Below are 11,971 nucleotides of genomic sequence, written 5' to 3' on the forward strand. Positions count from 1 at the left end.
ACCTGATATACTTTACAGAAAAAAATAGACTCAGAAAAAAAATTCTTCCGAATCCTATTATTTCACTAAAATAAATTAAATTCACTTTTGATAGATTTCATCTCAAAAGTCAACTCTTTTCATTTATTTCTAAAAAAAAATCTCATGAAAGAAACCCTCTAATCATACGTGTCACTTCAGCAACACCAATCATTCCATCAATAACCTTCAACATTCCCCTCTCTGAATAAAATTTTGATAAGGGAGCTGTTTTTTCACGATATTCTACTAATCTTTTTGCAAAAGCAACAGGATTGTCATCTAAACGAACCTGTCCACCAGTCGCTATTGTTTCCTCAACACGCTTCTTCATACGTTCAATCAACACGTCTTCATCAACACACAATTCAATAACAGCATTAAGCCACATATTTTTTGAATCCAGTATCTGTTGCAACGCTTCTGCTTGCCCCACAGTTCGCGGATATCCATCCAAAACAAAACCGTTTACACAATCAGCTTCATCAATCCGATCTGATACGATTTGATTAACAATACTATCAGGTACCAAAGCACCAGAACTTATAATAGCTTTAGCTTTTTTACCAATCTCCGTTTCTTTGGCAATCACCTCACGCAACATATCCCCTGTTGATAAATGAGGAATGTTATATTCCTCAGTCAACATTTTTGCTTGCGTACCTTTTCCCGCTCCAGGAGGACCTAAAAGAATAACTCTCATCGATTCCTTCTACCTCCACGAAGTTTTGATTTTTTTATCAACCCTTCATATTGGTGGGCAACAAGATGCCCCTGAATTTGAGCAACCGTATCAAGTGTAACAGTAACAACAATCAACAAGGATGTTCCCCCAAGATAAAAAGGAACCTGTAATGCAGATATCATAAATTCAGGTAACAAACAAACCAAGATAATATAAATAGCGCCCACAACAGTAATACGCGTCAAAACGTAATCAATATATTCGGCTGTACGCTCACCTGGACGAATCCCTGGAATAAAACCAGAATGTTTTTTCAACTGATCTGCAGTATCACTTGGATTAAACACAATAGCTGTATAAAAAAAGCAAAAAAACGCCATTAAAAATGCATAAACAATCATATAAAGTGGCTGTCCATGACCAAGAGCATAAGAAATCTCCTGAACCCATTGTGGCATTTTATCAGAAAAATTATTAATAGTGGCAGGTAATAATAATAAAGATGAAGCAAAAATAGGTGGAATAACACCAGCAGTATTCAACTTTAAAGGAAGATGCGACATATCTCCTTGAAACATTTGATTACCGACCTGACGTTTCGGGTATTGGATAAGAATTCGCCGTTGCGCACGCTCTATAAAAACAATAAGCCCAATAACCAAAACAGCAATAAGAACGATTCCTATTAAAAGAAAAGTTGATAAATCAGCCTGACTATGAGCTGTCAAAAGCTGAGCAAAAGTAGAAGGAAAGTTGGCTACAATCCCTGTAAAAATGATAAGAGAAACCCCATTACCAATACCACGTGACGTAATTTGCTCGCCAAGCCACATAAGAAACATCGTTCCGCCAACAAGCGTAATAACAGAAGAAATACGAAACATAAGACCTGGTTCTAAAACAATTTGAAGCCCCGACCCTATACCGCTTTCAAGCGCAACCGCAATACCAAAAGCTTGTAGAATTGCCAATACGACTGTTACATAACGCGTATATTGATTGATAATCTTACGACCTAAATCCCCTTCTTTTTTAAGAGTTTCCAAAGAAGGAATAATAGATGTTAACAATTGCACAATAATAGATGCCGATATATAAGGCATGATACCCAGCGCAAAAATAGCCATACGCCCAACGGCACCTCCAGCAAACATATTAAAGAGTCCTAATACACCCGACGCGTGATGTTCAAATGTTTGCCGCAAAGCATCGATATTGATACCTGGAAGAGAGATGTAAGTGCCAAAACGATATACAAGAAGCGCCAACAGAGTAAACCAGATGCGTTTCTTTAATTCAGTTGCACGCGAAAAGGTGCCGAAATTTATATTGGAAGCAAATTGCTCTGCTGCTGATGCCATAAAACGTCTCCACTTTACACTCCAGTTCTTCAAATCACAGAAGTATAATCCTAAAATTCATATATGCATACACAAACAAATGCAGAACTTAAACAATTCTCCACAAAAGATCCCACAAAACAGATATTATTCTTCTTTAGGTCTCTATTCATATCAAAAAATTATCGAGCAATATCAGGAAGAATAACCTGGCCACCCACTTTTTCAATCTTAACACGAGCAGCTTGTGAAGCACCAGAAACATGAAAGCTAATCTTAGCCTTCAAATCACCATCAGAAAGAAGACGAACCCCATCTTTTTCACGACGAATAATACCAGCCTCTTTCAAAGAAACCATATCAACAGGCTTTTCAATATTCAACTTACCTGCATCAACTGCCAACTGAATACGTCCCAGTGAAACTTCATTGTAGGTTTTAGCAAAGAAATTCCTAAATCCACGTTTTGGCAAACGACGATAGATAGGCATTTGCCCACCTTCAAAACCATTAAGGGAAACACCAGAACGTGACTTTTGCCCTTTTACACCACGTCCACCAGTCTTACCCGTACCGGAACCAATACCACGCCCAACACGCTTACGATTTTTTGTTGCGCCTTCGCAATCACGCAGTTCATTGAGTTTCATATCTAATACTCCCGCAACCCTTAACCTTCATCTATAACGCGAACAAGATGCCGAACCCGAGCAATCATACCCCGCACACAAAGTGTATCATCTAAAACGCGCCGACGACGCATTTTATTTAGTCCAAGCCCCTTTAAGGTTGCACGCTGAATCTGTGAGTTTCGAATAGGGCTTCCAATTTGTTCCACCGTCACAGTTTTACCACTCTGAGATTTTTTCTGAACCATTTCCTAATTCCTTTTCTGATAATCTCAGAAACTACCCTTCTAGGTCGACTAAATGGCGACGACGCGCCTGCAAAGTCGAATACTTTATACCACGTTGAGCAGCAATATCTCTAGGATGCATTTGATGTTTCAATGCATCAAATGTTGCACGAACCATGTTATAAGGATTCGACGACCCTAGTGATTTTGCAACGACATCCTGCATACCAAGAGCTTCAAAAATAGCACGCATCGGTCCCCCAGCAATAATACCAGTACCAGCAGAAGCCGAACGTAGCAAAACACGCCCAGCTCCGTGACGACCTTCAAGATCATGATGCAATGTACGCCCAGACCGAAGCGGAACATAAATCATCCCACGTTTCGCAGATTCCGTTGCTTTACGAACGGCTTCTGGAACTTCACGGGCTTTACCATGTCCAAAACCCACACGCCCTTTTTGATCTCCAACGACAACAAGAGCAGCAAAACCAAAACGCCGACCACCCTTTACAACTTTAGCAACACGATTGATATGAACGAGCCTATCGACAAATTCATTATCGCGTTCTTCTCTCTCACCACGTTCTTTTTGTGCCATTCCTCATTCCTTTTTCTTTTCCGGAAGCACGATAACAAAGTCCCTCATCAAACTGGAAGAACTTAAACGAAATACTCTAAACTCTCCTTACTCATTCATAAATAAGAAATTTTAGAAATTCAAACCACCTTCACGAGCAGCTTCAGCTAAAGCTTTGACGCGACCATGGTACACATACGCTCCACGATCAAAAACCACCTCATTAACACCCGCTTTCTTCGCACGCTCAGCAATTAACTTACCAACAGCAAAGGCCGCCTTTTTATCAGCACCACTCTTTAACGATTTTTTCAAATCACTTTCAAGAGTAGAGGCTGAAACAAGTGTACATCCCCGCAAATCATCGATAACTTGAGCATAAATGTTCTGATTTGAACGATAAACACTAAGCCGAGGACGATCATGAGAAACCATTTTAATTCTACGACGAACACGCCTTGCACGACGTTGGATAATGTCCTTAGATGAAACCATAATACAAAATCCTTATTTCTTTTTACCTTCTTTACGGAAGATACGTTCATCTGCATGCTTAACACCTTTACCTTTATAAGGCTCAGGCCTACGATACTCACGAATCTCCGCTGCAACTTGTCCAACTTGCTGTTTATCAATTCCAGAAACAACAATTTCCGTTGGCTTAGGAACAGTCACAGTAACACCCGACGGAACTTTATAAACCACATCATGCGAAAAGCCCAGAGATAGTTGAACATCCTTACCCTGCAAAGCAGCACGATAACCAACCCCATTAATCTCCAACCTCTTTTCAAAACCATCTTTCACACCACAAAAAATGTTCTCAATCATTGAGCGCGACATACCCCATTTAGAACGCGCATCTTTTGACTGATCCCGCGGCATAACTGATATGATATTCTCCTCAAGTTTGACTAAGACTTCATCATTGACGACGTAACTCAGCTCACCTTTTGGACCTTTTACCTTAACCAGCTGTCCTTCAACAGTAGCAGTAACTCCAGAAGGAATTGAAATGGGTTTCTTTCCAATACGAGACATTGTTCTAACCTACTTTTTCTTCCGTTTTCTTGACATAACTTAGAAAACACGACAAAGGAGTTCTCCACCAACATTCTGTTCACGCGCCTCATGATCTGCCATGACGCCTTTAGGAGTCGATAAAATCGAAATACCAAGGCCATTTGCCACCTGAGGAAGTGACTTAGCAGAAACATACACACGACGCCCTGGCTTTGATACACGTGAAATCTCACGAATAGCAGCCAGCCCTTCAAAATACTTCAATTCGATTTCAATTTCAGCTTTCCCATCACCTAAATCAATTCGATTATATCCGCGAATATAACCTTCCGACTGAAGAACATCAAGAACGTGCGCACGAAGCTTCGAAGCTGGAGTAACTACTTTACCTTTTTTACGACCAAGTGCATTACGAATACGTGTTAGCATATCACCAAGAGGATCTGACATAGACATTAAATAATCTCCTCTTACCAACTAGACTTTACAATACCAGGAATATAGCCAATAGAGCCAAGCTCACGCAACGCAATTCGCGACATTTTTAATTTACGATAATAAGCCCGCGGACGACCTGAAACCTCACAGCGATTACGAATACGAACTTTCGAAGAATTACGCGGCAACTCTGCCAACTGAACAGAAGCTTTAAAACGTTCTTCAAGAGAAACCTTCTGATCCATAACTATTGCTTTCAAACGTGCACGACGGGCAGCATAGCGCTTTACCATCACCTCACGACGCTTATTTTTTTCAACGGCACTTACTTTGGCCATAATTTCACCTCACTACGTTTGCCGTTACGAACGAAAAGGAAAATTAAAAGCACGCAATAACTCACGAGCTTCATCATCCGTTTTTGCTGTCGTACAAACGATAATATCCATACCCCAAATTTGATCAACTTTATCATAGTTGATTTCTGGAAACACAATGTGTTCTTTAATACCCATAGCAAAATTGCCACGACCATCAAAACTCTTTGGATTTAAACCACGAAAGTCACGAACCCGCGGAAGAGCAATCGTCACAAGACGATCTAAAAACTCAAACATACGATCTTTACGCAATGTAACTTTAGCCCCAAGAGGCATTCCTTCACGAACCTTAAAGGTCGCAATAGAATTACGCGCACGCGTAACAACAGCCTTCTGACCCGTTATTAGCCCTAAATCCTCAGCGGCAAGGGAAGGCTTCTTCGAATCAGCAGTTGCTTCACCTATCCCCATATTTATTACAACTTTATCAATCCGCGGAATTTGCATCGCATTTCTGTAATTAAACTTCTCTTGAAGCACTTTACGAATCACTTCAAAATAATGCGCTTTCATACGCGGTATTTGTCTTTCCTCAGCCATTAATCAACTCTCCCGAACGCTTGGCAAAACGAACTTTATTACCATCTGCATTCATACGAAAGCCTACACGTGTAGGCTTACCATCTTTAGGATCAGCAATCGCCAAATTAGACAGATGAATCGGAGCTTCTTTAGAAATAATTCCAGCTTCTTGCTTCTGCGTTTGACGTTGATGACGTTTAATCATATTAATCCCACGAACAAAAGCCTTATTCTCTTTTGGACTAACCTTAATTACTTCACCACTACATCCTTTATCCTTACCGGACAAAACAACAACTTTATCACCTTTTCGAATCTTCTGCATAACATTTACTCCTTACAGAACTTCAGGAGCAAGCGAGATGATCTTCATATGATTCCTACCACGCAATTCACGGGGAACAGGTCCAAAGATACGAGTACCGATCGGCTCTTTTTTATTATCTACTAAAACCGCAGCATTACTATCAAAACGAATGACACTACCATCTGCGCGACGAATATCCTTAGCAGTACGAACCACAACAGCTTTCATAACATCACCTTTTTTAACACGGCCACGAGGAATTGCATCCTTAACCGAAACAACAATAATGTCACCGACCGAAGCATATTTCCGCTTTGAACCGCCTAACACTTTGATGCACATGACACGACGCGCTCCAGAATTATCAGCAACGTCGAGGTTTGTTTGCATCTGAATCATGACTGGCCACCTTCTCTTAACACATATATCCGATTGAATCTTTTACACACTCGGATTTGCCTGCCAAATAACGATAAAGTTATCGCCTTCAAATTTATCAATGATAACCACACTGTTAAATTCTAAAACAATAAGCTTAACTCATTACGCTACATTGTCTTTTACAACAATCCAACATTTATCTTTCGAAATTGGTCTAGATTCCTGAATAGAAACTTGATCCCCAATCTTGAATTGGTTGTTTTCGTCATGCGCTTTATAATTTTTAGACTGCCGAACAGTCTTCTTAAGAAGCGGATGAGAATAACGGCGTTCAACTTTGACAACAACAGTCTTATCACTTTTGTCGCTAATAACAACACCCTGCAAAACGCGTTTAGGCATCTCTTATTTCCTTAAACCTTACTTTCACTTATCTTTTGACGAAGAAAAGTTTTAATACGCGCAATATCACGACGAACTTGTCTAACGCGCGCAGTCTTTTCTAATTGACCTGTTGCTTTTTGAAAACGCAAATTAAATTGCTCTTTCTTTAACTTAGCCAATTCATCTTTCATTTGGTCGAGCGTTTGCGCCCGTAATTCTGTGGCTCTCATCGCTTATAACCTCATTATTCAGCAATACGCTGGATGAAACGCGTTTTTATAGGCAACTTTGCAGCACCCAATCTTAGTGCTTCACGTGCAACATCCTCCGGAACTCCATCAAGCTCAAACATGACGCGCCCAGGAGCAACACGTGCAGCCCAATAATCAACACTTCCCTTACCTTTACCCATACGAACTTCAGTCGGTTTAGATGTAACCGGAAGATCTGGAAAAATGCGAATCCACACACGACCAGAACGCTTCATATAACGTGTAATCGCACGACGCGCCGCTTCAATTTGACGAGCAGTAACCCGCTCCGGCTCAACAGCCTTCAAACCGTAGGCACCGAAATTCAAATCCGTACCACCCTTCGCAAAACCGTGAATACGGCCTTTGAACTGTTTACGGAACTTTGTGCGCTTTGGCTGCAACATTGTTCTCTACTCCAAATTTTAGTTCAATCTCAAAAACTAAGCATTTTCGCGGCGACGATTCGATGAAGAACCAGATTGATCAGCTTCCGTAGCACGACGTTCTGAAGCCATCGGATCATGCTCAAGAATCTCACCCTTAAAGACCCAAACTTTAATACCACAAATACCATAAGCGGTCTTAGCTTCTGCTGTACCGTAATCAACATCAGAACGCAAGGTATGAAGTGGAACACGACCTTCACGATACCATTCCATACGAGCAATTTCAGCACCACCAAGACGGCCAGAACAATTGATACGAATACCTTCCGCACCAAGACGCATAGCAGACTGAACAGCACGCTTCATTGCACGACGAAAAGCAACACGACGCTCTAACTGTTGAGCAATTGATTGCGCAATAATTGTCGCATCAATCTCCGGTTTACGAATCTCCACAATATTCAATGAAGTTTCAGCATCCGTCATTTCTGAGAGTTTACGACGAAGCTTTTCGATATCAGCACCCTTTTTACCAATAATCAAACCAGGACGTGCAGAATGAATTGTAATACGACACTTTTTATGAGGACGCTCAATAACAACCTTAGAAATAGCCGCCTGTTTAAGTTCCTCAAGCACATATGAACGAATTTTCAAATCTTCATGAAGAAGGCGCCCATATTCACCACTATCAGCATACCAACGAGAGTCCCAAGTCCGATTAACACCAAGACGAAGTCCTATTGGATTGATCTTCTGCCCCATTACGCGGCCTCCACTTTTTCGGTAACTTCACGAACAATAACAGTAAGATGCGAAAATGGACGTTCAATTCTACTAGCACGCCCTCGACCACGAACATGAAAGCGCTTCATCACTATCGACTTACCAACATAAGCTTCCGCCACAACAAGCGAATCAATATCAAGATCGTGGTTATTTTCTGCATTTGCAATTGCTGATTCAAGCGTTTTTTTCACAGTAGCAGCAATTCGCTTGCGTGAAAACATCAAATCAGCGAGCGCTACATTAACTCTTTTACCACGAATCATTGCAGCAACTAAATTAAGCTTCTGCGGACTAACACGAATTGTCCGCGTGACAGCTCTTGCTTCATTATCTTTAAGCTGGCGCGAAACTTTAGCTTTTCCCATTCCTACTTCCTCTTCGCTTTCTTATCGGCACCATGACCATAATAAGTCCGGGTAGGAGCGAACTCACCAAACTTATGCCCAACCATCTCTTCAGAAACAGAAACAGGAATATGCTTATTACCGTTGTAAACACCAAAAGTTAAACCAACAAATTGCGGTAAAATAGTAGAGCGACGACTCCATATTTTTATAACTTCGTTGCGCCCACTTGCACGTACCTTCTCTGCTTTACCAAGAAGATAGCCGTCAACAAACGGACCTTTCCACACTGAACGAACCACCTCAGACTACCTTTCTCATTTCTTGCGTTGATGACGCGTACGCATAATAAATTTATCAGTGGCTTTATTGGAGCGCGTACGCTTACCTTTCGTAGGTTTACCCCAGGGAGAAACTGGATGGCGCCCCCCCGATGTACGACCTTCACCACCACCGTGTGGATGATCAACGGGGTTCATAGCAACACCACGAACATGTGGACGTTTACCACGCCAACGTGACCGCCCCGCCTTACCATCATTAATATTCCCATGATCAGGATTTGAAACAGCGCCAACAGTTGCAAAACAGCTACTCGGAACCAAACGCTGCTCACCAGAATTTAAACGAAGAATAGCCATACCATGATCTCGTCCAACCAACTGCGCATAAGCACCTGCTGAACGTGCAATCTGTCCGCCTTTCCCTGGCTTCATCTCAACATTATGAATAATTGTACCTACAGGCATATTAGCAAGAGGCATAGCATTACCTGGTTTAACATCCACATTTAAACCAGCCATAACAGAATCACCAACACCAAGACGCTGTGGTGCAAGAATATAACTCAATTGCCCATCCTCATAGCGGATTAAAGCAATAAAAGCGGTACGATTAGGATCGTATTCTAAACGCTCAACCTTTGCTGAAACATCACGTTTAAGACGCTTAAAGTCGACAAACCGATAACTACGTTTATGTCCACCACCCTGAAAACGAGCAGTAACACGACCGCGATTATTACGTCCACCCTTTGAAGACAAACCTTCAGTTAACATCTTTACAGGTTTTCCCTTATAAAGACAAGAACGTTCCACAATAACAAGCTGACGCTGCCCAGGTGTCGTTGGATTAAACTGCTTAAGTGCCATTATTCCTATCTCCGAGCCTCTTAAAGACCTGTCGAAACGTCGATAGTCTGACCACTGGCCAGAGTTACGATCGCTTTTTTGACATCACTCTGCCGACCAACTATACCTTTGAAACGCTTCACTTTACCCTTACGGACTATCGTGTTAACTGCTTTAACTTTTACGCTAAAAAGCGCTTCAATAGCAGCCTTAATCTCAGGCTTCGTCGCTTTCGGCGCGACATTAAAAGCAACTTGATTATATTCAGAAATCATAGTCGCCTTTTCAGTAATAACTGGACTAATAATTATATCATAATGGCGAAGATCTGTCATTTAAAACGCTCCTCAAGAGCCTCAACAGCTGCTTTTGATAAAACAAGTTTGCTGCGACGCAAAATATCATAAACATTAATTCCCTGAATAGGCAAAATGTCAATATTAGGGATATTAGAGGCTGCACGAAAAAAGTTAATATCAATCTCTTTACCACCAATCAAGAGAGCGTTATTAAATCCAAGCTTAGAAAAATGAGAAACAAGCATTTTCGTTTTAGCATCCTTAACAGTCAACTCATCCACAATAATTAAATCTTTTGCTTTTAATTTTGCAGATAAAGCAAGACGTAACCCAAGAGCACGAATCTTTTTAGGAAGATCATGCGCATGGCTACGAACCACCGGTCCATGTGCCTTACCCCCACCCCTGAACTGCGGTGCACGTGCAGATGAATGTCGAGCACGCCCAGTTCCTTTCTGTTTAAACATTTTTGCCCCTGTTCGCGACACATCAGAACGACCTTGGGACTGATGACTTCCCTGCTGACGACGTGCAAGCTGCCAACGAACAACACGTTGCAAAATATCCTCACGCGGAACAAGATCAAAAATAGCTTCAGAAACCTTTAATTTGCCAGCTTCATTACCATCAAGAGTTTTAATTACAAGATCCATTATTAGGCTCCCTCAACCTCAGAGGTTTCCGTCACCGGAGTAACCATTTCCGCTTTCTCCTTCACAAGACGGCGAATACCAGCAGGCTTTGGAGCATTATCAGGAAGACGCTTCTTCACAGCATCCCGTATCAAAATCCAAGAACCTTTAGAACCAGAAACAGCACCACGCACTAAAATTAAACCACGCTCACTATCAGTGGAAATAACTTCAATATTCTGTGTTGTTACACGCACTTGCCCCATATGTCCGGCCATTTTTTTGCCTTTAAAAACTTTACCAGGATCTTGGCACTGCCCTGTAGAACCATGAGCACGATGTGTGATCGAATTACCATGGGAAGCACGATGCCCACCAAAGTTATGTCGTTTCATAACACCAGCAAACCCCTTACCAATACTGGTACCAGTCACATCAACTCTTTGCCCTGGAACAAAATGTTCCACTGTAATCTCAGTACCAACATCAAGAAGATTGTCGGGACTCACACGAAACTCTGCTATTTTGGCTTTAGGCTCAACAGAAGCCTTAGCAAAATGTCCACGAAGAGCTTGTGAAGTATTCTTAACCTTAGCAAAGCCTACACCTAATTGAACAGCAGTATAACCATTCTTTTCAACTGTACGCTGAGCAACGACTTGACAATTCTCCAAACGAAGTACCGTCACCGGCACATGCTCACCAGCATCATTATAAATACGGGTCATGCCCAGCTTCTGTGCTATTACACCTGAACGCATCGGGTCTGTTCCTTCTGTCCTCAAACCTCAGAGCTTAATTTCTACATCCACACCAGCAGAAAGATCGAGCTTCATAAGCGCATCCACTGTTTGCGGCGTTGGATCAACAATGTCAAGAAGACGCTTATGTGTTCGCATCTCAAACTGCTCACGACTTTTCTTATCGATATGCGGTCCACGATTGACCGTAAACTTCTCAATCCGCGTCGGAAGCGGAATGGGACCACGGACATTTGCACCGGTACGTTTAGCAGTCGATACAATCTCACGCGTCGACGTATCAAGAATTCTATGATCAAACGCTTTCAAGCGAATGCGAATATTCTGACTGTTCATGCTCTTTATTTCCCTGTTATACAAAGTGCCTTCAATAATCAAAGCACTCAACAAGCATTATTTATTCAATGATCTTAGAGACGATACCGGCACCAACAGTACGACCACCTTCACGAATAGCAAAAC

Annotated in this window: 23 protein-coding genes and 1 pseudogene; all 24 read right to left on the reverse strand. The window is 41.7% G+C overall.

Translation table 11 applies throughout. The annotated features are described in order from the left end of the window. Positions 1-142: 142 nt before the first annotated feature. Complete coding sequence (locus tag ACFIMI_RS03050) at positions 143-721, reverse strand: adenylate kinase (protein WP_375613140.1); 579 nt, start codon at positions 719-721, stop codon at positions 143-145. Continuing rightward, positions 718-2,064, reverse strand: a complete 1,347-nt coding sequence (gene secY, locus ACFIMI_RS03055) for a preprotein translocase subunit SecY (RefSeq protein WP_375611483.1) — start codon at positions 2,062-2,064, stop codon at positions 718-720. Before secY ends, ACFIMI_RS03050 begins: the two co-directional genes overlap by 4 nt. A gap of 161 nt (positions 2,065-2,225) precedes the next feature. Then, complete coding sequence (gene rplO, locus ACFIMI_RS03060; protein ID WP_375692229.1) at positions 2,226-2,693, reverse strand: 50S ribosomal protein L15; 468 nt, start codon at positions 2,691-2,693, stop codon at positions 2,226-2,228. Between the two features lie 20 nt (positions 2,694-2,713). After that, the gene (gene rpmD / locus ACFIMI_RS03065; RefSeq protein WP_375611481.1) at positions 2,714-2,920 is read right to left on the reverse strand and encodes a 50S ribosomal protein L30; all 207 of its coding nucleotides are present in this window, start codon (positions 2,918-2,920) and stop codon (positions 2,714-2,716) included. A gap of 31 nt (positions 2,921-2,951) precedes the next feature. Beyond that, the gene (gene rpsE / locus ACFIMI_RS03070; RefSeq protein WP_015856574.1) at positions 2,952-3,500 is read right to left on the reverse strand and encodes a 30S ribosomal protein S5; all 549 of its coding nucleotides are present in this window, start codon (positions 3,498-3,500) and stop codon (positions 2,952-2,954) included. A 111-nt stretch (positions 3,501-3,611) separates the two neighbouring features. After that, positions 3,612-3,974 (reverse strand): 50S ribosomal protein L18, encoded by a 363-nt coding sequence (gene rplR / locus ACFIMI_RS03075; protein ID WP_273791414.1) that lies wholly within the window; start codon positions 3,972-3,974, stop codon positions 3,612-3,614. A gap of 12 nt (positions 3,975-3,986) precedes the next feature. Beyond that, positions 3,987-4,520, reverse strand: a complete 534-nt coding sequence (gene rplF / locus ACFIMI_RS03080) for a 50S ribosomal protein L6 (protein WP_375692230.1) — start codon at positions 4,518-4,520, stop codon at positions 3,987-3,989. 39 nt (positions 4,521-4,559) lie between these two features. Beyond that, on the reverse strand, positions 4,560-4,958 hold the full coding sequence (gene rpsH / locus ACFIMI_RS03085; RefSeq protein WP_375613142.1) for a 30S ribosomal protein S8: 399 nt from the start codon (positions 4,956-4,958) through the stop codon (positions 4,560-4,562). A gap of 14 nt (positions 4,959-4,972) precedes the next feature. Further along, complete coding sequence (gene rpsN / locus ACFIMI_RS03090; protein WP_273791412.1) at positions 4,973-5,278, reverse strand: 30S ribosomal protein S14; 306 nt, start codon at positions 5,276-5,278, stop codon at positions 4,973-4,975. 24 nt (positions 5,279-5,302) lie between these two features. After that, positions 5,303-5,860: a 50S ribosomal protein L5 gene (gene rplE, locus ACFIMI_RS03095; RefSeq protein WP_375611477.1), complete on the reverse strand. Its 558-nt coding sequence runs from the start codon at positions 5,858-5,860 to the stop codon at positions 5,303-5,305. Next, positions 5,853-6,167, reverse strand: a complete 315-nt coding sequence (gene rplX, locus ACFIMI_RS03100; RefSeq protein ID WP_015856579.1) for a 50S ribosomal protein L24 — start codon at positions 6,165-6,167, stop codon at positions 5,853-5,855. Before rplX ends, rplE begins: the two co-directional genes overlap by 8 nt. Positions 6,168-6,179: 12 nt before the next feature. Beyond that, positions 6,180-6,548 carry a 50S ribosomal protein L14 gene (gene rplN / locus ACFIMI_RS03105; RefSeq protein WP_004855715.1) on the reverse strand — a complete coding sequence of 123 codons (369 nt, stop codon included), beginning with the start codon at positions 6,546-6,548 and terminating at the stop codon, positions 6,180-6,182. Between the two features lie 144 nt (positions 6,549-6,692). After that, positions 6,693-6,932: a 30S ribosomal protein S17 gene (gene rpsQ, locus ACFIMI_RS03110; RefSeq protein ID WP_012231991.1), complete on the reverse strand. Its 240-nt coding sequence runs from the start codon at positions 6,930-6,932 to the stop codon at positions 6,693-6,695. Between the two features lie 11 nt (positions 6,933-6,943). Then, the gene (rpmC, locus tag ACFIMI_RS03115) at positions 6,944-7,144 is read right to left on the reverse strand and encodes a 50S ribosomal protein L29 (protein ID WP_375606714.1); all 201 of its coding nucleotides are present in this window, start codon (positions 7,142-7,144) and stop codon (positions 6,944-6,946) included. Between the two features lie 14 nt (positions 7,145-7,158). Next, complete coding sequence (gene rplP, locus ACFIMI_RS03120) at positions 7,159-7,572, reverse strand: 50S ribosomal protein L16 (RefSeq protein WP_375611475.1); 414 nt, start codon at positions 7,570-7,572, stop codon at positions 7,159-7,161. Between the two features lie 36 nt (positions 7,573-7,608). Next, positions 7,609-8,319 carry a 30S ribosomal protein S3 gene (rpsC, locus tag ACFIMI_RS03125; RefSeq protein WP_273791408.1) on the reverse strand — a complete coding sequence of 237 codons (711 nt, stop codon included), beginning with the start codon at positions 8,317-8,319 and terminating at the stop codon, positions 7,609-7,611. Further along, positions 8,319-8,708, reverse strand: coding sequence for a 50S ribosomal protein L22 (gene rplV / locus ACFIMI_RS03130; RefSeq protein WP_273791407.1), 390 nt, complete (start codon positions 8,706-8,708; stop codon positions 8,319-8,321). The genes rpsC and rplV overlap by 1 nt, the downstream gene beginning before the upstream one ends. Positions 8,709-8,710: 2 nt before the next feature. Further along, positions 8,711-8,989: a 30S ribosomal protein S19 gene (gene rpsS, locus ACFIMI_RS03135; protein WP_004855734.1), complete on the reverse strand. Its 279-nt coding sequence runs from the start codon at positions 8,987-8,989 to the stop codon at positions 8,711-8,713. 15 nt (positions 8,990-9,004) lie between these two features. Then, positions 9,005-9,838, reverse strand: coding sequence for a 50S ribosomal protein L2 (gene rplB, locus ACFIMI_RS03140; RefSeq protein WP_375611474.1), 834 nt, complete (start codon positions 9,836-9,838; stop codon positions 9,005-9,007). Positions 9,839-9,858: 20 nt separating this feature from the next. Next, positions 9,859-10,152, reverse strand: a complete 294-nt coding sequence (locus ACFIMI_RS03145) for a 50S ribosomal protein L23 (RefSeq protein ID WP_273723987.1) — start codon at positions 10,150-10,152, stop codon at positions 9,859-9,861. After that, the gene (gene rplD / locus ACFIMI_RS03150) at positions 10,149-10,769 is read right to left on the reverse strand and encodes a 50S ribosomal protein L4 (protein WP_273791405.1); all 621 of its coding nucleotides are present in this window, start codon (positions 10,767-10,769) and stop codon (positions 10,149-10,151) included. The genes ACFIMI_RS03145 and rplD overlap by 4 nt, the downstream gene beginning before the upstream one ends. Positions 10,770-10,771: 2 nt before the next feature. After that, positions 10,772-11,509, reverse strand: a complete 738-nt coding sequence (rplC, locus tag ACFIMI_RS03155; protein WP_273791404.1) for a 50S ribosomal protein L3 — start codon at positions 11,507-11,509, stop codon at positions 10,772-10,774. Positions 11,510-11,536: 27 nt separating this feature from the next. Beyond that, the gene (gene rpsJ / locus ACFIMI_RS03160; protein ID WP_005773267.1) at positions 11,537-11,845 is read right to left on the reverse strand and encodes a 30S ribosomal protein S10; all 309 of its coding nucleotides are present in this window, start codon (positions 11,843-11,845) and stop codon (positions 11,537-11,539) included. 61 nt (positions 11,846-11,906) lie between these two features. Then, positions 11,907-11,971 (reverse strand): annotated as a pseudogene (locus tag ACFIMI_RS03165) (elongation factor Tu); the annotation flags it as partial.

Source organism: Bartonella sp. AP4SXKL (assembly GCF_042195845.1).
Classification (GTDB): domain Bacteria; phylum Pseudomonadota; class Alphaproteobacteria; order Rhizobiales; family Rhizobiaceae; genus Bartonella.

Coding starts and splice junctions, on each gene's coding strand:
- ACFIMI_RS03050 (WP_375613140.1), bottom strand. CDS start 721: ATGAGAGTTATTCTTTTAGGTCCTCCTGGAGCGGGAAAAGGTACGCAA.
- secY (WP_375611483.1), bottom strand. CDS start 2,064: ATGGCATCAGCAGCAGAGCAATTTGCTTCCAATATAAATTTCGGCACC.
- rplO (WP_375692229.1), bottom strand. CDS start 2,693: ATGAAACTCAATGAACTGCGTGATTGCGAAGGCGCAACAAAAAATCGT.
- rpmD (WP_375611481.1), bottom strand. CDS start 2,920: ATGGTTCAGAAAAAATCTCAGAGTGGTAAAACTGTGACGGTGGAACAA.
- rpsE (WP_015856574.1), bottom strand. CDS start 3,500: ATGGCACAAAAAGAACGTGGTGAGAGAGAAGAACGCGATAATGAATTT.
- rplR (WP_273791414.1), bottom strand. CDS start 3,974: ATGGTTTCATCTAAGGACATTATCCAACGTCGTGCAAGGCGTGTTCGT.
- rplF (WP_375692230.1), bottom strand. CDS start 4,520: ATGTCTCGTATTGGAAAGAAACCCATTTCAATTCCTTCTGGAGTTACT.
- rpsH (WP_375613142.1), bottom strand. CDS start 4,958: ATGTCTATGTCAGATCCTCTTGGTGATATGCTAACACGTATTCGTAAT.
- rpsN (WP_273791412.1), bottom strand. CDS start 5,278: ATGGCCAAAGTAAGTGCCGTTGAAAAAAATAAGCGTCGTGAGGTGATG.
- rplE (WP_375611477.1), bottom strand. CDS start 5,860: ATGGCTGAGGAAAGACAAATACCGCGTATGAAAGCGCATTATTTTGAA.
- rplX (WP_015856579.1), bottom strand. CDS start 6,167: ATGCAGAAGATTCGAAAAGGTGATAAAGTTGTTGTTTTGTCCGGTAAG.
- rplN (WP_004855715.1), bottom strand. CDS start 6,548: ATGATTCAGATGCAAACAAACCTCGACGTTGCTGATAATTCTGGAGCG.
- rpsQ (WP_012231991.1), bottom strand. CDS start 6,932: ATGCCTAAACGCGTTTTGCAGGGTGTTGTTATTAGCGACAAAAGTGAT.
- rpmC (WP_375606714.1), bottom strand. CDS start 7,144: ATGAGAGCCACAGAATTACGGGCGCAAACGCTCGACCAAATGAAAGAT.
- rplP (WP_375611475.1), bottom strand. CDS start 7,572: ATGTTGCAGCCAAAGCGCACAAAGTTCCGTAAACAGTTCAAAGGCCGT.
- rpsC (WP_273791408.1), bottom strand. CDS start 8,319: ATGGGGCAGAAGATCAATCCAATAGGACTTCGTCTTGGTGTTAATCGG.
- rplV (WP_273791407.1), bottom strand. CDS start 8,708: ATGGGAAAAGCTAAAGTTTCGCGCCAGCTTAAAGATAATGAAGCAAGA.
- rplB (WP_375611474.1), bottom strand. CDS start 9,838: ATGGCACTTAAGCAGTTTAATCCAACGACACCTGGGCAGCGTCAGCTT.
- ACFIMI_RS03145 (WP_273723987.1), bottom strand. CDS start 10,152: ATGACAGATCTTCGCCATTATGATATAATTATTAGTCCAGTTATTACT.
- rplD (WP_273791405.1), bottom strand. CDS start 10,769: ATGGATCTTGTAATTAAAACTCTTGATGGTAATGAAGCTGGCAAATTA.
- rplC (WP_273791404.1), bottom strand. CDS start 11,509: ATGCGTTCAGGTGTAATAGCACAGAAGCTGGGCATGACCCGTATTTAT.
- rpsJ (WP_005773267.1), bottom strand. CDS start 11,845: ATGAACAGTCAGAATATTCGCATTCGCTTGAAAGCGTTTGATCATAGA.